Here is a 21118-nt window from a genome sequence, read left to right on the forward strand (position 1 = left end):
CCATTGCCCATTGCCCATTGCCCATTGCCCATTGCCCATTGCCCATTGCCCATTGCCCATTGCCCATTGCCCAATTAAAAAAAGAGAGACTCAAGATAGGTGCAGCGATCGCAACTCCAGCCTAAACTACAGGTGTAATCCAACTCTGATAGGAACCCCTCGTGAAAGCTAGATGGATAATCACAGCAGTTTCGGCAGCACTGTTTTTTGGCGGTAGCCTGTTAACATCACTGCGCGATCCCTGGTTTCAGAACTTACAACGTCCCAACTGGTTGACTTTTGAGTTTCTCATTCCATTTATCTGGATTTTCGTTTGGGCTTGTGCCACAATCTCAGCAATTATCGTGTGGGAAAGAAGCTCAAAACGCTCTCGTCCTTGGTACTTAATAGCTATTTATGCCGCGATCGCTCTGCTAACATCGATTTACAGTCCCATTGTAGTGGAACTTCGTAGCCTAACAGGAGGAATGATTGTCGGCGGCTTAGCAACAGTTTTAGTCTACATCCTGGCTTTTGTAGTGAAGCCTATTTCTCAAAAAGCCTCCTGGCTGTTTTTGCCCTATGCGCTCTGGGGGCCTGTCGGCACGTATCTGACTTGGGTATTAATTCAACTCAATCCAGGTGTATCCAACTAGGTAGAGAAGGCGGTTCGATAACTTAAGCTTTTTGGCAACTTTTGCGTAAGTCCTGAATTACTATCTTCTTATAACCGATTTCTTGGATAAAAATTGCCCTTATTGGGTGAGTACTCAGGGCAATTCATAGCTTCTTCTGTGAGGACAATTGAAGGTTTAACTGCACACTTTAGATAATGATTATTTGAATAAAACTTACAGTTTTTACAAGGAACTTTCTCTAAGCCCTTAATAGTAAAAAATATCTTATTATCTACAAATGTCCTGATTTTTCGCAAGGCAATAAAAAAAACTACCCAACTAAAGATAAAACCAAGGGGAGATAAAGATACTATTACATCAGGAATAGTCAATTCATGCGATTGTGCTTGCTCTCTTTTTACTTCATTTTGGGTTAATTGATGCAAATTCTTCTTGGATATTATATTTTTTTGCACTCTTTGCTCACCATACATATTATTTACCTTGGGCTATACATTTTTACCGCTTTAATTTTTGCTAACAAAGTAATTAGTAATTGTGAAAAAGACATGGCCTACTTATTGATTCATCAGAACTCCAGTTTTGCAAGCGCTTTAATTCTTGATTTTAGAATATGTAAGCGCTATTTAAGAAACTCAATTCAGAAAAATATTCATAGTGTTGGATTTTACTTTACCTCATTCCAAACTATAAAATCACCATGTCAGAGATATACATATCAAGAAAGATGGGTAACTAAGGATGTTGATTGATTAAGTGTATTCCGCTGTATTTTAATTCACTGAAAAACACTATAGTAGGTTTTGAAACTTTGATATTTACAAGCTTTTAATTATAGGTTTAGCAAAATAATACTTCAGGTATATCTGTCAAGAGTTTTGCTTAGTTAGTTATAGATATATATCTAAGGGAATAGATTGTAACATCAAGAAATTAGTGAATAGCTTGTGTTAGAATACCCAACCTTTTTCAGATGAATTGATGCTTGTTAACAAAAACCATGTCACTTTAGTCACTTCAATAAATTGGTGCTTCAAAAGTTAGCGTTCCGATTCAACTCGAGTTACAGTTATTAGACCGGGACAAGACCGAACGCTATTCAGGGTTAAACATTTTAACCGATAGCCAGGAATGCTTTATTACCTGCGACAATTGCTAACGGAAACAAGGTCAGACAGAGAATAGCTCACAGTAGGGTGAGTATTGTTATGAGCACCTTATAAGAAAGTTAACGCATAGTTATGTCAATTAAATGGTTAACAGCTTAATCTGGGAAATAGGCGAATATTTACATGTAAATTATATTTATGAACACTTGCGCTTAATCATCTTCACGTCTACTCAAAGATTTCTCTCTAATTGAAAACTAACCCCATGATTGGTATGACTATGGATTCTCAGCAGATAAACATTTTATTAGTTGATTACAGACTAGAAAATTTACATTTTTTAGCAGACATCCTCCAACGCCAAGGTTATCAGGTTGAAAAACTCATTTCGGCGCAACTGGCAATTAATACAGCGCTTGCTTCTCCCCCTGATTTGATTTTTCTTAACATTAATATGCCAGAAATTGGTGGCTATAAAATTTATCAATATTTGAAATCTAACCAGAAAACTCAAGATATTCCGATAATATTTCTTAACAATTTAGATGAAATAACTCCAAACATCAAAGTTTTTGAACTTGATTTTGTTGACTATATTACTAAACCATTTGCTCCTCAAGAAATTTTGTTACGTATCCACAATCAACTTAATCTTCAAAAATTGAAGAAAAAATTAAAAGAACAAAATGTCCAACTGCAATGTGAAATTCAAGAGCGGCAAAGAGTTGAAGAAAAAAAAGTAGTGCGTGTCAAACTAAACAGGCAAAAATTTAAATGGCAGCCAGAAATATGCGATCGCCTTTTAGTGGAAGCTGTCCACAAAACCAGTAAAAGTAAATATGACCAACTAATTGAGACATCCCAAGATTTGCTCTGGTCGATAGACATCGACGGGTTGATTACCTTTGTAAACCCAGCCATCAAGCAACGTTACGGCTACGAACCTCAAGAAATAATCGGGCGAGCCTTCACTGATTTCATATTGCCCGCACAAATTCCTAAGATTAGGGTTGCGTTCCAGCGTGTTTTGAAGGGAGAATCTATATTCCAGTATGAAACTAGCTGCCTAACTAAAGATGGTAAAACCTTATATCTAATATTTAATGCGATCGCCTTACGCAATGAACAGGGTTTAGTTGTAGGAGTGACAGGTACAGCTGGCAACATTACAGAACACAAACACATAGAACAAGTCCTACAAAAAAGTACTATTAAGCTCCGCAACCATAATCTAGTGCTAACACAGCTAGCAAAAAATCAGGCGCTTTATCAGGGCGACTTGAAAACAGCTTTGAATGAAATCACACAAGCAGGTGCTAAAAATATTGGAGTAGAACGAGCTGGCGTCTGGCTATATGACAAAATAGGCACTAATCTCCAGTGCATAGAACTATTTGAGCAGAGTGGCAACCAACACAGTAAAGGATTTTCCCTTGCAAGGGCAGATTATCCAACATATTTTCAAGCTTTGCACCAAGACCAACTAATCGCCGTAGATGATGCCCACACTGATCCTAGAACTAAAGAACTTTCTGAGTCTTACTTAACCCCATTTAACATCACTTCTATGCTCGATACACCCATCCGACTGGGAGGAAAGACCATAGGAGTTTTGTGTTTGGAGGCGGTGGGTATTACCCATAACTGGACGCTGGAAGACCAGAATTTTGCTCGTTCTTCAAGCAATTTAGTATCTTTGGCGCTGGAAGTACGCTCACGCAAACGCGCAGAAGCCGCGCGACGCGCTTCGGAAGAAAAATTTGCATCAGCTTTTAGATCCTCTCCTGACCCGATTTCTCTGTCCACTTTTCCAGAAACATGCTACACCGAAGTTAATGACAGCTTCTGTCGCTTTTTTGGTTATTCTCGTTCTCAAGTTATCGGTCGTACTCACAAAGAATTGGATATTTGGGTAAATCGAGAACAATGTGCTGTGCTTACCCAAATGCTCCAACAAACAAAAGCCATTCGCAACCATGAGGTTGATTTTCGGACTTTTACTGGAGAGATCAAGACGACGCTGCTGAGTGCAGAAATGATCGAGATTGATGGGCAACAATATGTACTAGGTACAGCTAAAGATATCACTGAGCGCAAACAGGCTGAAAATGAAAGCCGTTTACTGCTGTTGACCACCCAAGCCATCACTCGCGCCATAGATGTAAACAGTGCTCTAATGCTCGTTTTGCGCTTAATTTGTCACACCATTGGCTGGGATTTTGGCGAAGCATGGATACTTAATGACGATGATACTTTTTTAGAACATATTCTGGGTTGGTACGGAGAGCAAGACAGTTTAGAAGAATTCTGCCGCCAAAGCCAAATAGTCAGATTTGCCCCAGGGATAGGACTACCAGGACGAGTTTGGCAAACCATGAAACCAGAATGGATAGAGGATGTTTCTCAAGTTACAAACCAAACTTTTTTGCGATCGCCAGAAGCCACAAAAGCCGGATTAAAAGCTGGTTTTGGCGTTCCCATACTGTCTGGAAACCAAGTATTGGCTATTTTGGTGTTTTTTAAACGCACCTCAGCCCCAGTAGATAAGCGCTTGCTGATGCTAGTAGGTACTGTTGCTTCCCAGTTAGGTGGGCTGATTAGGCGTAAACAGGTAGAAGCCGCCCATAGACAGAGCGAAGAACGTTTACATCTGGCCTTAGAAGCTAGCGATTTGGGGTTGTGGGATTGGAATATCTGCACTGGCAAAATCTATCGTGACTGGCGATGGCTAAAGATCCTGGGGTACGCAGAACATGAAGTTGAAGAAAATCAGGAAGCCTTTGAGCGACTGGTGCATCCAGAAGACTGGCCAGCAGTCAGTTCAGCCTTAAATACCCATATCCAAGGTGCTAGTTCCGTTTATGAAGTGGAATTTCGGATGCGCTGCTCCTCTGGTAAGTGGAAGTGGATTCAGTCTCGTGGTCAGATTTTTGAGCGCGACGAGCAGGGTAAGCCTTTGCGGATGACAGGTACGCACAAAGACATCACTGAACGTAAAACCCTAGAACGAGAACTGGCGCTCAGAGAAGCCCGTCTTAATGCCTTTTTCAGCAGTGCTCCTGTGGGCATGAACATTTTAGATAACCAACTGCGGTTTGTACAAATCAACGAACTATCAGCAGAAATTAATGGAAAATCTCAACAAGATCATATCGGCAAGACTATCCATGAAGTTTTACCCCATATCGCTTCTTTAGTAGAACCAATCTATCAACAAGTTCTATTGACTGGTCAACCCATTCTTAACCAAGAATTGAGCAGCAGTTCACCCCAGCAGCCGGATATTACCCGCCACTTCCTAATTTCTTATTTTCCAATTCCCGGTGAAGACAATTGCCTTTCTGGTGTGGGCACAGTGATGGTAGAAATTAGCGAACGCAAACGCGCTGAACAAGAATTGCGCTTAGCCAACGAACGCTTGCAATATCTGTTCACCTCTAGTGCTGTAGTCATCTATAGTTGCAAAACATTAAGAGCTTTTAACACTACTTTTATTAGTGAGAACATTAAAGCAATGGTTGGCTATGAAGCGGAGAAATTCCTCAATAATTCTAAGTTCTGGCTTCAGCGTGTCCACCCAGAAGATGTAGATTTGGTCTTGGGAAAATTTTCGGAACTTTGTGAGCACGATTACAGTTTCTACGAATACCGCTGGTTACACGCTGATGGAACTTATCACTGGTTCTACGAACAGGTGAGGTTAATCCGTGACGAAGCAGGTAATCCTATGGAGTGCGTTGGTTATTGGACAGACATTAATGATCGCAAACTGGCAGAACTAGCTTTGCAAGAAAGTCAGCAGCGATATCAAATTTTAGCAGAAGCCTCACCAGTTTGTATATTCCACGCGGATAGTAATGGCAACGCCTTATATTTAAATCAGCGTTGTACTGAGATTACTGGGCTTTCCCTGCAAGAGTCTTTGGGAAAAGGTTGGACAAATGCTTTACATCCAGAAGATCGGGATGATGTGCTGCACTCAGGGGATGAAGTATCAGGGAAAGCACCACCCAAGTCTGAGCATCGCTACTTACATCCTGATGGCAGAGTCGTCTGGGTAATTGCTCAAGCTTTGCCAGAAATTGGCGATGATGGAGAAATTAAAGGCTACATCGGTACAGTAACAGATATTACCGAGAGAAAACTAGCAGAAGAAGCCTTACGTGAGAGTGCAGAACGAGAAAGAGCGATCGCTCAAGTAATTCAAAGGATGCGCCAAACTCTAGATCTAGATACTATATTTACTGCGACAACCCAAGAATTGCGGCAAGTACTTAACTGCGATCGCGTCGTTGTCTATCGTTTCAATCCTTACTGGAGTGGCGAATTTGTCTCGGAGTCAGTGGGGAATGGTTGGGTTTCTCTAATAGAAGAACATAACAATAATCCCAATCTCACAGAAGGTATCTTAGAAAATGGTCGTTGCCTAGCGAAAATATTGAATAGTGCAGATAACCAGCAGCAAGATACTCCTGTGCAAACAACCGAAGGTAGTATATTTCTACAAGATACAAGTTTCCGCTGCGTCCCAGACATTTACAAAGCTGGGTTTGATCCTCGTTACATCAACCTTTTGGAGCGCTTTCAGGCAAAAGCCTATATTATTGTCCCTATCTTATGTGGTAATCAACTTTGGGGTTTACTAGCGAGCTATCAAAATTCTGGTTCCCGCCAATGGAAAATAGAAGAAATCAACATTGCAGTTCAAATTGGCAATCAGTTAGGAGTTGCTTTGCAGCAAGCACAATTACTCGCCAAAACGCAAAGGCAATCACAAGTATTACAAGAAACTGTTGTAGTTGCTGATGCTGCTAACCGTGCCAAAAGCGAATTCCTTGCCAACATGAGCCACGAACTGCGTACCCCACTCAATGCCATACTCGGTTTCACCCAAGTTATGAGCCATGATCATTCTTTATCTACAGAACATCAGAAAAACCTAGTAATCATCAATCGTGCTGGCGAACATCTCCTCAACTTAATTAACGACATTCTAGAAATGTCCAAAATCGAAGCTGGTAGAATAACTTTGAATGTCAACAATTTTGACTTCATTCGCCTCTTAGAAAACCTCGAAGAGATGTTACACTTTCGTGCTGCCGCCAAAGGACTACACTTGACATTTGAATATACTTTAAGTCTTCCCAGATACGTGCAAGCTGACGAAAGTAAACTACGCCAAGTCTTGCTCAACCTACTAGGGAATGCGATTAAATTTACCGATACTGGAAGGGTGACGCTGCGCGTGAGATGGGAGCAGGAGAGACAAGAGAAGGACGAAACAGACACAGAGGCAAAACAAGAGCAAGCAATTCCAAATTATTCTTCCACTCCCCTACTCCCCCATCTCTTCTTCGAGGTTACAGACACTGGCCCTGGTATTGCTCCACAAGAAATTGACCTATTGTTTGAGGCTTTTGGGCAAACTGAAACCGGCAGAAAATCGCAACAGGGAACGGGACTGGGTTTAGCAATTAGCCGCAAATACGTACAACTAATGGGAGGAGATGTTAGCGTCACCAGCACTGTTGGTGAAGGAAGTAAATTTGTTTTTGATATTCCAATCAGTTTAGCTACAGCTAACGAAATTCAAATTCAACAAACTAGCAAAGTTATTGGTTTAGCATCAGAGCAAAAAGAGTACCGCATTTTGGTAGTTGATGATGTTACAGATAGTCGTTTATTGGTAGTTAAACTACTAACATCTATTGGCTTTGCAACCCAGGAAGCTGCAAATGGCATCGAAGCGATCGCCCTTTGGCAGAAATGGCAACCACACCTGATTTTAATGGATATGCGGATGCCTGTTATGGATGGCTACGAAGCCACCAAAATTATTAAAGCTAGAGAAATAGAGGAATCAGTCACATGGGCGGATTCCCCTGCTTCTGTGAGATGTGGTGATGGTGAAGAAATTTTACAGCGTGCCAATACTATCATTATTGCTTTAACGGCCAATGTTTTCGAGGAACAACGAGAGGCAATGATGAAAGTAGGTTGTGATGATTTTATTAACAAGCCCTTCCGGGAAGAAGAACTACTTAAAAAATTGGGCGAATATCTGGAGTTACAATATATTTATTCAGAAGATAGTTATCAACTATCTCATAAAAAGCAACATGAAACAGAATTAATTTTGAGTTCTACAGATTTAGTTAGTCTGTTATCTCAAATGCCATCTGAATGGGTTACAAAGTTATACAACGCCGCAGCTCAATGCAGCGATTACCTGATTTTAGAGTTGATTGAGCAAATGCCCTTAGACAATATTGTATTGAACAACTATTTAATGGATTTAACTCAAAACTTTCAGTTTGAGAAAATAATGGAGTTGGCAAGTATAGCTATTAGCAAATGAGTTAGGACTTACGCAACTGGCACACAAGGCTTCTGGTATAAGAGTCAAGAGTCAAGGGTCAAGGGTCAAGGGGAGCCACTGCGCCCTTGCGGCTCTGCCGACTTGTTCGCGCAGCGGCGACCACAGGAGAAGCAAGTGGCGTTCAAGAATCAAGGTTTTTTGGACTTTTGACCTTTGACTCTGGACAACCTCTGGCGTTAAAAATATGACACTTGCGTAAGTCCTGTGAGTATTTGATCATCACGGATTTTAATTCCCATTTCAAATAGGCAAACAGGCGCTTCATTATGTAATCCTGTATAGATACCTTTGAGAAAGTGGTTAAACCAGCGGACTTGCATCCTTGGGCTTATGACTGACGCCTGTGCTTATGTGACTGCCAAAGTTGATCGCAACCCCAAATTAAGATTCCTATAGCGAAGCCAAAAAGTAAACTGTAGGCGATCGCTGCGGTAAAGCGATTCGTCACCGGAGTGTGCAAAACTTTGAGGATGGGGTCATCTTGTACCAAACTGTAACTAGATACCATGATTCCCCCAGCGCCGATGCCAGTACCGACAGCTAAGATGGTAATTTGTAAATCGCGATCGCTTTTCTGTTTCTTCTCTTCCGCTAAGCGATCGCTTTTTGCTCTGTCTATCTCCACGCGTCCGCGGATAGAGGCGATCGCTTTATCTAGTAAGCTGGAAGCATGAGTAAAATAGCCCAACTCTGCTTTGATTTGTTCTTGGAAATCAGGACTATTTTCTAAACTAAATTTTTCTAAAAAGCTAATATCTTCATTTTTGACAATACCGCGAATTTGTTGCAGTCTGTCGGCATAATTTCGTCCATTGATGGCGATCGTATTTTGATATGATTCTAGATATCGCAGTAAATTGGCATAGTCTAATGCCATTTGGGGAAGAGTTTTTAATTGATCGCTTAAATTATCTAATTTTTCGTCATTTAATAATTGAGTATCATCAAATTCTTTTAAATTCTTGATTTCAGCTTCGATTTTTTGATATTCTTTATTAGTATCTTCATACACTTCCCGGCTTTTTCGGAAGGCTTTGACTACTTTGGCGCGGAAGAAAAACAAATCTAATAATTGTTCCTGATAATCATTAAACTTTTCTTCGGCTTCTGGGTGGCTGAAGAACCAAACTAAAACATGGCGGTAATTAGTTAATTGGCTAAACAGTCCGTATTCAAAAATCGGGCTACCAAATAGAGCATCTGAACGTGCAAATGGCGGAATTGGGTAGTTGTTGGGAAAGAAAGCTTGGAGACATTCATCAGCTAAATTTTTCAAAGCTTTTTGGTCTTGGGGGTCGTGTTCTGATGACAGCCAAGCAGTAATAATCAGGGTTTGATTGAGAAAGTTCTCATTTCCTTCTAACAGTAAGCAATTGTCTGGATTCAGCTTTCTGAAAATTTGAATATCTACATCTTCAGTGCGCTGATTATTATTGTCTTTTTCTGGACGGCGTAGATTTAGCCATAATCCATAACTGTCATAAAGTCTCAGCGGATAGGCAAACCCTTCGATTAATAAAGGCGAGTTTTCATCTAAATATATCTCACCATTATCAATAGGAACTGCATCTATTTGTTTCTCAGCTTTGATTAAAGAAACAGTTGGATTATCCGGTTCTTGTTCTAAATCCAGCCATTGCAGTAAATCAAAATTGGGCTGCAATCGCTGGATTATTTCATTGCAGGTTCGCCAAAGCCAATATTTATCTTTATCGTCTGCATTATCGCTATTGGTGCTTTTTTGCAGATGAAAGGCAAATAAATGAACATTGGGCGCGTAGACTTTCGGACTCATTTTTTATTTGATTCTGGGGGTAGATTATTTTGCCGATCATCAATTATCTTCTTGTAGTCAGGAAATTGATTGATTAAAGTCCCCTCTTGATTGGCTGGATTCCGCTTTTTAATAGTAATTTCTCTAACTGTAAATAACACAGCATCTCTGACATCTGGATATTTCTTATACCAAGCAATAATAGGTTCGGCAGCTGCTAACACTGGTTGATTCTCCAATTCTGCCAGGGTTTGCTTGATTGTTGATAAATCGGCGTTGCTTTGTTCATCAAAAACAAATCCTTGCTCTTTTACGACTTGAAAAAAAGCCTCAACAATTGCCTTATCTTCATCAGTTGCCATAATCATACCTCCATCAATATTTTATAGTTGAAATTTCAGATTAGCTCGTAGTGAGGGCTTCAGCCCTCCCTTAAGCACTGAAGTGCTTACTACGAACCTAATGTCCAATAGCACAAAAGCCAGCCCAAGCCGCAGGTTTACCAAAGGGTTGATCATTAGAATTTTCACATCCATAGTGTTTTTCTAACCGATGCTGAATTGTTTGCTTATTTTCTTCATTGATATTTGGGTGTTGTTCAGTCCACTTGATTAAATCGGGTTGGGTGGCGTTGCGTAACCAGTGCTGGGCTTCACGAAGTGCTTGGGCAATGGGGAGAGTGGGCAGATTGTCGTAAAATCGAATCATCAACAACGCTGTAGCAAAGTCATCCACAGACCACAAACTACTCACTACACTAGAACTGCCTGCTTTGAGGAAGCCACTTGCTAAACCAATATATTCATCGCTGGTACTTCTGGGGCTAGTGAGTCCGGTTTCGCAGGCGGAAAGGGTGACGAGGCGGCATTCTGGTAAATTGAGATTGAAGATATCAACTAAAGTTAGGCATTTTTCTAGGTCTAGGGTATTTCCATCTGCTAATTCTCGCTGACGGTTGCTAGCAGGGAGGGTGGACGAAACACAATCAGCTAAAGCAATGGCAGAATTCACAGGGGATTCAATATCAAAGTAGCCGTGACAAGAAAGGTGAATGACTTGCACATCTGGGGAATTTGCCACGGCTTGTAATAAAGCTTGTTTGGTGGCTTGGGCTTTTTTTAAAACGGTGGTGGGATGAAAATTACGCTGAATCGCTTCAACTTCCATATTGGTATAAATCAGGTTGTCGCTGGGATCTTGGATGGCGAATAAACTTTGTTGAGGCTGATATTCCCGTTTTTGGGCAAACTTCAACAGCTGACAACTGGGTGCATATCTCACCCCATTAGGAAATCTATCTAAAAGATAACTCTCCCTCTCTGCGTCCTCTGTGTCTCTGTGGTTAAATAAATTATTTTTAAACCGCAGAGAGAAGTTTGAGCGGCGGCTTCCGCCGATCAAAACTTCGGTGGGCGCAGAGAACACAGAGTCAAGAGGTAAAGCATGAAGCGGTAATAAATGCAGGTAGCGATGGGGGACGAGAATTACAGCGTTGCAGGTATTTGGAACTAAATCGAGTACATCATTAATATGTAGGATGTCTGCTAACTCCTGGAGTTTAGCTGCTAGTTGATGTCGCCACCGATCTTTTTCTGTGTAGTAAGTTTCCAGATACTCATTTGTCCAGTTATCTAAAGCCTCCAAATCTTCAGCAGTAGATTTCCAGATTCGGGGTGTTTGGTTTTCGCTGGTGATGATGAAGGTGCGAAAGCAATCATTAAATATGTACCATTGCAAAATAGCAGTGTGGTTATCTAACAGCCTTTGAATTTCGGCAAAGCGGATGTGTTCTAAGGGGATGACTTGCTTAATTAATTCTTGGCGTTGTTGGCGCAGTTGGTTTAGGGATGTTGGTTCAGAATTGTCTGCGGCTGCTAAACGGCGTTTTTCTTCAGCTATTTGTTGTTGTAGCTGGTGCAGTGCTGGGGAACCTTGATTCGCCAACAGTTCCACTAAGTTACGCGTCTTGCTGCGTTCGATGTATTCAACTGCTTGGTCATCATATTTTAATTCCAGACAAACTTCCACCATGTAGCTATAGAGCTGATTCCATTCTTCCGCGAGTTTTTGTTTGATTTCATCGCCAGAGAAAATTTCACCCCGCAGAAATTCTACTGTGTCAATGGCAGATTTAAAAATGTTGTAAGCATCTGCAAATCGTTTCGCGTCTACGTAAGCTAACCCCAAGTTGGAAGCAGTTGTTGCATGGTTTTGCGGCAAAGCCTGACGGGTGTATTCAAGCAAAGCATCTTGGTAGCATTTGATGGCAAGTTCTAAATTATCTGCCCTCTCCCCTCTGATGCGGTCACTGTAAGCATTGCCCAGGTTGTTTTGCGTGTTTGCCCATTCATAAGGAAAGCGATCGCGGGTGTATTCTGGCAAAACATCTTGGTAGCATTTGATGGCAACTTCTAAATTATCTGCCTTCTCTCCTCGAATGCGGTAAAGGTAAGCATTGCCCAGGTTGTTTTGCGTGTTTGCCCATTCATAAGGAAAGCGATCGCGGGTGTATTCTGGCAAAGAATCTTGGTAGCATTTGATGGCAAGTTCTAAATTATCTGCCTTCTCTCCTCGAATGCGGTCACTGTAAGCATTGCCCAGGTTGTTTTGCGTCCTTGCCCATTCATAAGGAAAGCGATCGCGGGTGTATTCAAGCAAAACGTCTTGTAAGCATTTGATGGCAATTTCTAAATTATCTGCCCTCTCCCCTCGGATGCGCTTACTGTAAGCTAAGCCCAGGTTGTTTTGCGTCATTGCCCATTCATCGGGAAAGCGATCGCGGGTGTATTCTAGCAAAGAATCTTGGTAGCATTTGATGGCAACTTCTAAATTATCTGCCCTCTCCCCTCGGATGCGGTTACTGTAAGCATTGCCCAGGTTGTTTTGCGTCGTTGCCCATTCAAATGGAAAGCGATCGCGGGTGCGTTCTAGCAAGGCTTTTTGGTAGCAGGAGATCGCAATTTCTAAATTATCTGCCTTCTCTCCTTGGATGCGGTTTCTGTAAGCAGTGCCCAGGTTGTTTTGCGTCATTGCCCATTTTTCGGGAAAGCGATCCTGGGTAAAAACGGTGAGTGCAATTTCATAACCTGTGATGGCAATTTCCAAATTATTCCTCCGGTTCCCCAAGGGAAAATCCTGCATCCGGTTACTGAAATTGAGGATATCTATTAGAGTGTTTTGTGCTGTGTCTATTTCTAAGTCTGATAGAGTTGCCATTGCCCAACTGCGTAAAATTTGGGCAAAGTTCATGTCTAGCTTCTCTTGGTTCGCTTCCAGCAGTGGGTGGATCACCTTAGCATCGCCGTCACTGTCTGCTGTAGCTTGGAGTACCTGCAATAAAAAGTCAAGCTGGGAGTTAGATATAGGCGCTGTGTTTGTGTCTGTGTTGCTTTTAGACGAGGATAATCCTAGCTTTTCTGTTATTTGACGGCGAATTGCTTGTAAAACATTCCACAGCATTAGTTATTACCCTAACTTTCAGCACTCTCGGCATTCATGGATGTATTCTTCACTTTACAAGCTTATAATTTCGCAAATCAGCATAAATTATATCTTGTTTGACACAAGGCTGTTTGCTTGTGTCATGTTTTGATACTCATTAATGAGGCTTTGAACTGCGTTAATCCACCTCTGAACTGCGTTCATCCACCTCTGAACTGCGTTCATCCACCTCTGAACTGCGTTCATCCACCTCTGAACTGCGTTCATCCACCTCTGAACTGCGTTCATCCATCTTTGAACTGCGTTAATCCACCTTTGAACTCCGTTCATCCACCTTTGATACTCGTTAATCCATGAACTCCGTTCATCCACCTTTGAACTCCGTTCATCCACCTTTGATACTCGTTAATCCACCTTTGAACTCCGTTCATCCACCTTTGAACTCAATACGCTTGGGTTAAGGATTATTGGTGTAGCTGATTGGTTTTTGAAGACGCGATAAATTTTGAAGACGCGATTTATCGCGTCTCTACATGAGGGTTTTGGGTTTATCTCAACTCTATGGCGGGGTAACACACTCTACGAAAAAGCAATAGGGCAGCACAACTGTGCTGCCCTACTGAATTCTGTATTTTTTAACAAGGCATCAAAGCATCAAATCTCCCTAGTACAGCCATATCTTCTGCGTCTAACTCCACTGGTGTACCACTGCGAATTAGTTCAGAAAAATCCTCATTGGGAACCATCACAGTTAGCGTATACAAGCGGGTGGAACCTGTATTTCTAATTAAATGAGTACCAGTTGGAGGTACTAACAAACTATCTCCCGTTTTAATTTGGGCAATCTTGCCGTCACACATGGCTATTCCTTCCCCTTTAAGGATGAAAAACATTTCCACCGCCCACTGATGACGATTTGGCGGTGTTTGTCCACCAACATCAAAAATTTCTATGCAGCAAGTCAAGGAAGTATTAGCGTTTGTTGAATCGAAGATAATTGCTAACCGATTAGAGTCGTGAGGACTAATGCGATATACTTGGTAATCTTTGGGAGATTTGATAATAGGAATTACACAACGAGTAGCGTGCATTTATTTATCTCCTTCTGTTGATTCAGGATTATTCAGCGCTGTTAAAATTGCTTGTGAATCAGTGACAAAACCAAAGCATTGTTTCACGTTATATAATGTCGCCAGCCAACAATATTCGGGGGAAGTTGTAGCTGTGCAGTCTTTAACTAAAACGCAATCATATCCTAAGAAGTTAGCGTCACAGAGGGTGGCGAGCACACATTGGTCAGCATTGACACCAGCAAAAAATAGTGTCGTTTTTCCCAGGTTCCGCAAGATACTATCTAAAGGAGTATCCCAAAAGCCACTCATGCGGTATTTATCCACACGAATATCTTCCGGTAGCTGTTCTAGTTCGTCTATCACTGCCGCCGCCCAACTACCTGCCATAAGTACCCTAGCACCATTGCTAGGTAGCGGATCACCCAAGCCCACGCCGTGACCTGTGGGGTTGTAGACGTGACGCGAGGCTGCACTAATATTAAGTAAGTCGGGACGATTTCCCCAATTGACCCAAATTACGGGTACACCAGCGTCACGCACTTCAGGAAGTAAGCTGTTTAAAGCATCGATGGGCTGTCGCGCCGGAGTTACATCCACGCCGATATGGGCTAACCAGCCATCAGGATGACAGAAGTCATTTTGCATATCGATGACAAGGATGGCAGATTTTGCCAAATCTAGGCGCAGGGTTTTAGTTTCTGTTGATAAGATAACGGGTTGTGAGGTCTTGTGAGGACGGGTAATATCTGCGATCGCATGATTCACAGTCCAAGCATTTGGTGCAACTCCCAATGTCCGAAAAGCCATATTCATAAATTGCAACACCCAACACCATTTTTTATTTTGTAACTTGAAATTCTGTTGAGGGTTTGATTACTTAATCAAGGTTAAAATCGTGATCACGATCCAAAATGTTTTGATTGCCGCTCATGACGGTTATACAACGGTAGATGTACAGGTTGTAGATGGTAAGATTGCAGCTATTGCAACCGATCTAGATATTGTCGGTACTGCCTTTGATGGTAGCAATAAACTGTTACTTCCTGGCTTCTTTAATGCCCACACTCATTCATCAGAAATGTGGCAACGCGGGATCATGTCAGTCTTGCCTTTAGAATTATGGCTGGCGGAACTGTATGATTTTGCCCCTCTCGATTTAGAAAAGGTTTATCTCAGCGCCTTGGGAACCGCCGTGGAAACCCTACTTTCTGGCGGTACGAGTGTGGTAGATCATCTGGTGTTAATTCCAGAACAAGAGTTAGAAACCATCGCCACTGCAATTCGTGCTTACAGAAAAGTTGGAATTCGTGCTTTTATCGCCCCCTTGATTCAAGATGAATCTCTCACAGCAGGGATGCCATCCGGGGAATCAGCACAAACTCACGAGCCTTATTTTCGCTCAACTGCGGCCACACTGGAAATCATTGAAGAGGCGGTAAGGCAATTTCATCGCCCGGATGAGGGTGTAAATATTTTAGTCGCCCCAACGGGAATTCAGTTGTGTACTGATGCTTTATTTGAAGGGTGTATTGAATTAAGCTCACGTTATAATCTTTGCCGTCACTCCCATTTGCTGGAAACCAGAGCACAGAAAAAACTAGCTCAAGAAAAATACGGTTGTACTGGTGTTGAACATCTTAAAAGAATCGGGTACTTGAGCGATCGCACAACACTAGCTCATTGTGTCCACTTAAATGATTCTGATATCGCCATCCTTGCCCAAACTCAATCTACAGTCGTTCATAATCCCCTGAGTAATCTGCGTTTAGGCAGTGGCATCGCCCCAATCTTAAAATACCGTCAAGCTGGAGTAAATGTGGCTTTTGGTTGTGATGGCGCTTCCAGCAATGATTCCCAAGACTTGCTAGAAGCCATCAAAATTGGTTCCATTTTGCACAACGTTACAGACTCAGATTATCAGCACTGGATTACGCCCCGGCAAGCAGTAGAAATGGCATCATTAGGAGGCGCGAAGGGATTTAATCTAGCAGACAAACTCGGTTCCCTCACCGTGGGTAAACAAGCCGATTTAGTACTTTATGACCTGACTAATCTATCCTTATTACCCCGTACAGATCCCATCGGTTTGTTAGTTTTAGGACGTCCCACCAATGTTGTTGATAGTGCTTGGGTGAATGGTAAACAAGTTATTACTGATGGTAAAGTGACAACAATTAACGTTGATGAATTGCGGCAAGAATTATTTAACCGCAGTCAATGGGAGCCAACACGCAAATCTCAAACAGTGGCGCAAATTGAAGCACATTATCGCACAGTCATGGGTTTGTGAAACACAGAGTTAGATGCACAGAAAGATTAATATGTAGAGACGTAGCAATGCTACGTCTCTACTATTAGATATTTAGGCGATGTCTGCGGTAGTCACTGAGTTTTGTCCAAGTACGAGTCTACGCCCACGCAATTTGTCAACCAAGTGCGACAAAAATTATTTAACCGCAGTTAATAAAAGACAAAGCGGAAGTCTCAAACTATATGGATTTGGGAAACGCAGAGGAAAACGCAGCGAAAATTTCTGGAGGAGGGTTAACTCGAACTAGGAAACTTTTCAAGACAGAGGTTCCCAGAGAAGATATTCTTTTGTGTCCCTCTGTGTTCAAAATTTTAATTAGGCTCGTGTACGAAATAAACCTGTCATACTTAGACCTGTAATTAACAAGCCAATTAATCCCAAGCCATTCAAAATCGGATAAATTCCGTCTAAATGTAAAATTTCCAGTGTGTGCAGTCCCAGGATGAATTCACTCAACTCATCTTGATGCAACCATTCATGGGTAACGGTAAAACCCATACCTGTTAGTACAGTTAGAAATAAGGGCAAGCATAAGGCGATCGCAATTTGACGATGATATCGCCGAAACGTACGGGTCATAGACAATCTTTAAAAAGTAACTTTCAGATTATCAGTTTTGGAGTGACTTTAAATCAGTTATTATAAACTCTGGCATAATTAAGCTGCGATCGCTATAGTAATCCGATTTGATTCGTGAACTGACTCGTAGAGATAGGGAATGGAGAAGGTGGGGCCCCCTCTGGGGAACTCGGGGCCCCCTTTGGGGATTAGGGGCGAAGAGGCAATGGGGAATGGGGCATGGAGAAGAAGTAATAAAGATGTACGGAGATTTTTCAGAAATCAAATAGGAGTCCTATATCAAGAGTAAGTATTTACTCATCAACCTATTAATTAAAGACAAATATCCTTTGATGCAACTAATTGAGAGTCACAAAATTTCCCAACGTGCAATAATTATTGCCACCTATGCATTGTGTAATTTTGCAAATATAGGTTCAGTTGGAATTACCATTGGTGGCATTGCAGGGATGGCACCGCAATGACAACATGACTTAGCACGTTTAGGTGTGCGGTCAATGATTGGCGGATTACTCGCAGATTTTATCATCGCTTGTATTCCTGGAATCTTGATATAAAAGCTGGCAAACTATCTACATACAAATCAAAATAGGAACCAGCATTCATCGGGTCAATGTCAAGCATCCCTTCTGGATAAAACATCAATCAGAATGGTTTGCATGTCGTGACCTCAAAGAGTGTATGCAACTCCAAATATTGGACGATAAAAGTTACTCCAATTGAGTCTAGATAAGTTGACATTGGTTTTATGCCATTCCAATTAAAAACGGCTTCAACTACTTATCTTTAAAGACTATAAACCTCATAGAGTAAGGCTGTCCATCTTTTTACTTGGTGGACTGATAATTACCAACTATCAATATAAGCATTAATTTAAAAAATACGCAAGACTTGACCTATAACCCAAATACTGCCTACATCCTCAGAAAAGCTTGACCCTGAATTAACGAAATAGAACGCTCAAATGGTTCTGCTTGTCTACAACATCTAGCCATTTCATTGAATGTGTTCTGATTTCATTGTTTCATCGTTATATGCAGAAACATTAACATTCACCGTCATGGAGAATTTGGGACTGCTGATTTTTCCCGCTAAGTCTTGAAACATCAAAAAAGCGATAATTTAAAATAGTTTTATTCTCAATTATTGAAATTTATTGATAAATATCTAACGAAGTCATAGTGGTTTGAGGCGATATTTTAGAAATTGATCCCCACCTCCAAAAAAATGGCGGAAAAAGTCATGTATCATGGTGGAGTTGATTTTGACTCTCCCGAATGAAAACATAGCTCAACTGAAAATTAAAGCTCAGCTAGATGAGAACAAGTATCAGAAGGGCAAAAACTCACTGGCAAAGAACTGTCAAGTGTCTGACCAGACAAGTCTGATTTTCATGGGGACTTGAATTACCAGATTTCACCTCGAAATGGTTTGAATCTTTCTTCCCCTCCAACACACAGGTAAGTTAATTCTGTGCGATGCCTGAGTAGCAAGAAACAGTTGACCAAGCACAATTTAGAGGAATTCTTGAATGTCTACTATCATCGTCGAAAACGCCAACGATAAGGGTGCTGGTTCGTTAAGAGATGCGCTCGCCCAAGCTGAAAATGGGGACGTAATCGCATTTGCACCGGAACTGGCGAATAAAACGATTAAGCTCACCAGTGGTGAATTATCAGTTAAAAGTGATATCACAATCGATGGTGCTAAGGCTGATAACCTAACCATCAGTGGCAATGATAAAAGCCGAGTTTTCTTCACAGCATACGGAACTGATGTCACTCTGAAAAATTTGACTCTTACCGATGGATACAACACAGGAAAAGGCGGTGCAGTTAGAGTCAGTTCCTACAGTGAACTAACGGTGGACAATGTTCAGTTCAAAAACAATGTTGGTGGTCAAGGTGGAGCAATTCACGTTGGTTTTCGTAGTGATGCCACAGTGATTGACAGCACCTTCGACAACAACGATGGTACGATTACCAAAAATGGTTTTAGTGCAGGTGCGATCGCTAATGATAATAATGGCTCACTAACTGTCAAAGGTAGTAAATTTACCAACAACCGTGGTCAAACAGGTGGGGCAATTTATACCCAACTAGGGCCATTGACTGTAGAAAATTCAGTTTTCCTCGACAACAACTCAAAAGATGGAGCCGCAGGCATTTTCGCAGATGGCGCTAGTATTGGCGGCCCAAGGGCGAGCGCATCAGCGTCAGGTGGCACAATTAAAGTCAGCGGAAGTCGATTTGAGGGAAATGAGGGTACTGGTGCAGGCGGAGCACTTTTTCTGTATGGCTACGGTAAAGATAAAACAATTGTTGAAAACACCCAAATTATCGGCAATAAGGCCAATGCCAATTACAAAGGCATTGCCCAAGGAGGAGGAGCAAGACTCAATGGGAATGTAACAGTTCGCAATGTCACCTTTGCCAACAACACTTCCGAAGGACAAGGTGGTGGATTGTGGTTAGATGGCGATACAACCTCAAAAAATGCGGTTATTAACCTCGAAAACGTTACCTTTTCTGGAAACGAAGCAACTACCGACAAAGGTCTAGGTGGTGCAATAGCCATCAATCCGAGCGCAGATGCCGAACTCAACATCAAAAACTCTACTTTCTTCAAAAACTACGCCCAAAAGAACGGAGGAGCGTTTTGGGTTGTCGGTGGTCAACCCGTGAAACTCACCAATTCAATCATTGCCAACAATACAGCAAACGATCTCTCTGGAACTGGTCAGCAAACTTCGTTCCAATTAGGTGATGGTGGCGGGAATATCGAGTTTCCAGGGCCGCAGAATAGCAAGAACTCTAAAGTAACTGCCAATTCTCTAGTTGCTGATCCCAAACTTGGTTCTCTGCAAAACATTAACGGTGTCTTAGTGCATCCGCTGCTGGCGGGTAGTCCTGCTATTGATGCAGGTGTTTCGGGCGCACCAGGAAGCGATCAACGCGGATTTAGCCGTAATGGCGACCCTGATATTGGGGCGTATGAATTTAGCGGTACGAATAAAGGTACAGCCACACTGGGTGGTAGTTCAGCTAATGATGTCCTAACTGGTACTGCCAACAGCGATCGCATCCTTAGCTCGCCAGGTGCCGATAAACTCACAGGTGGTAACGGTAATGACCAGTTTGTCTACAGTAACATTACTCATCGCGGTGATACAATTACTGATTTCCAAATCGGCAAAGACAAAATAGTCCTTACAGAATTGCTTGACGAGCTATTGGATAAAAATTACACTGGCAACGCAATAGCTGATGGCTATGTGAAAGTTACCCAAGGTAGTAGTGCCAAAAACTTCGCAGTGCAAATTGATGCTGATGGCCCCAATGACGATAGTAGTTTCAAATCTTTCCTCACGGTCAACACAACCAATACAGGCACCTTGAATAGCGACAGCTTCGTGTTTTAGGGTTTGACCACTTTTAACAGTTATCAGTTTTTCACTCAGAAATTCAAGTCTCCCACGAATCATAAGTGGTCTGTTTCAATCCGGGCTTCAATTTTTGCCTGAAATCTTGGTAATTGTTCACTGATTTAACAGGTTGTGGCAATTTCTCCTCGAACTCTGCGTTGAGTATGGGGAGAAATCGTCTTTCCCATGTATCGACTGACAATGCGATCGCATCGACCTACAAAAATTAACGCATCTTTTGTTTAATCTTGCCTGCTCCCAAAACAATGCTCTGGTTTCTCTTCTTACTTGAGGATAATCACGAGGAACTACAAGCGAAAATGCAACTAAGCTTCTCACTATCGACCAACTTTGGGTAAAATACAGCAATGAGCACCTTAAATTTAGTGTGCAAAAACGTATCTAGGATGG

11 protein-coding genes and 2 pseudogenes are annotated in these 21118 nt (G+C 41.8%); 6 read left to right on the plus strand and 7 right to left on the minus strand.

Annotated elements, in window-relative coordinates:
- The first annotated feature begins 161 nt into the window (after positions 1 to 161).
- Complete coding sequence (locus IQ246_RS17280) at positions 162 to 635, plus strand: TspO/MBR family protein (protein ID WP_194004582.1); 474 nt, start codon at positions 162 to 164, stop codon at positions 633 to 635.
- A gap of 68 nt (positions 636 to 703) precedes the next feature.
- On the opposite strand, the gene IQ246_RS17285 is transcribed toward IQ246_RS17280, so the two are convergent.
- Complete coding sequence (locus IQ246_RS17285; RefSeq protein ID WP_194004583.1) at positions 704 to 1090, minus strand: hypothetical protein; 387 nt, start codon at positions 1088 to 1090, stop codon at positions 704 to 706.
- Between the two features lie 916 nt (positions 1091 to 2006).
- Between IQ246_RS17285 and IQ246_RS17290 the strand changes: the two genes are divergently transcribed.
- On the plus strand, positions 2007 to 8084 hold the full coding sequence (locus IQ246_RS17290; protein ID WP_244142069.1) for a PAS domain S-box protein: 6078 nt from the start codon (positions 2007 to 2009) through the stop codon (positions 8082 to 8084).
- Between the two features lie 349 nt (positions 8085 to 8433).
- Here IQ246_RS17290 and IQ246_RS17295 read toward each other — a convergent pair whose 3' ends face one another.
- The 5 genes from IQ246_RS17295 to IQ246_RS17315 form a co-directional block, all read right to left on the minus strand.
- The gene (locus IQ246_RS17295) at positions 8434 to 9900 is read right to left on the minus strand and encodes a hypothetical protein (protein ID WP_194004585.1); all 1467 of its coding nucleotides are present in this window, start codon (positions 9898 to 9900) and stop codon (positions 8434 to 8436) included.
- Positions 9897 to 10241 (minus strand): hypothetical protein, encoded by a 345-nt coding sequence (locus IQ246_RS17300; RefSeq protein WP_194004586.1) that lies wholly within the window; start codon positions 10239 to 10241, stop codon positions 9897 to 9899. Before IQ246_RS17300 ends, IQ246_RS17295 begins: the two co-directional genes overlap by 4 nt.
- 97 nt (positions 10242 to 10338) lie before the next feature.
- The gene (locus tag IQ246_RS17305; protein ID WP_194004587.1) at positions 10339 to 13338 is read right to left on the minus strand and encodes a CHAT domain-containing protein; all 3000 of its coding nucleotides are present in this window, start codon (positions 13336 to 13338) and stop codon (positions 10339 to 10341) included.
- Between the two features lie 617 nt (positions 13339 to 13955).
- Positions 13956 to 14411, minus strand: a complete 456-nt coding sequence (locus tag IQ246_RS17310; protein WP_194004588.1) for a cupin domain-containing protein — start codon at positions 14409 to 14411, stop codon at positions 13956 to 13958.
- Positions 14412 to 15206 carry a cysteine hydrolase family protein gene (locus IQ246_RS17315; RefSeq protein WP_194004589.1) on the minus strand — a complete coding sequence of 265 codons (795 nt, stop codon included), beginning with the start codon at positions 15204 to 15206 and terminating at the stop codon, positions 14412 to 14414.
- Positions 15207 to 15285: 79 nt separating this feature from the next.
- On the opposite strand from IQ246_RS17315, the gene IQ246_RS17320 reads away from it, so the two are divergent.
- On the plus strand, positions 15286 to 16683 hold the full coding sequence (locus tag IQ246_RS17320; RefSeq protein WP_194004597.1) for an amidohydrolase: 1398 nt from the start codon (positions 15286 to 15288) through the stop codon (positions 16681 to 16683).
- Positions 16684 to 17019: 336 nt separating this feature from the next.
- On the opposite strand, the gene IQ246_RS17325 is transcribed toward IQ246_RS17320, so the two are convergent.
- Complete coding sequence (locus IQ246_RS17325) at positions 17020 to 17283, minus strand: peptidase (RefSeq protein WP_194004590.1); 264 nt, start codon at positions 17281 to 17283, stop codon at positions 17020 to 17022.
- A gap of 329 nt (positions 17284 to 17612) precedes the next feature.
- On the opposite strand from IQ246_RS17325, the pseudogene IQ246_RS17330 reads away from it, so the two are divergent.
- The 3 genes and pseudogenes from IQ246_RS17330 to IQ246_RS30955 form a co-directional block, all read left to right on the plus strand.
- Positions 17613 to 17840, plus strand: a pseudogene (locus tag IQ246_RS17330) (nucleoside transporter C-terminal domain-containing protein); the annotation flags it as partial.
- Between the two features lie 974 nt (positions 17841 to 18814).
- Positions 18815 to 20704, plus strand: coding sequence for a choice-of-anchor Q domain-containing protein (locus IQ246_RS17335; RefSeq protein ID WP_194004591.1), 1890 nt, complete (start codon positions 18815 to 18817; stop codon positions 20702 to 20704).
- A gap of 337 nt (positions 20705 to 21041) precedes the next feature.
- Positions 21042 to 21113 (plus strand): annotated as a pseudogene (locus IQ246_RS30955) (GUN4 domain-containing protein); the annotation flags it as partial.
- Positions 21114 to 21118: the final 5 nt, after the last annotated feature.

Origin of the sequence: aff. Roholtiella sp. LEGE 12411 (assembly GCF_015206995.1) — a bacterium.
Taxonomy (GTDB): domain Bacteria; phylum Cyanobacteriota; class Cyanobacteriia; order Cyanobacteriales; family Nostocaceae; genus Komarekiella.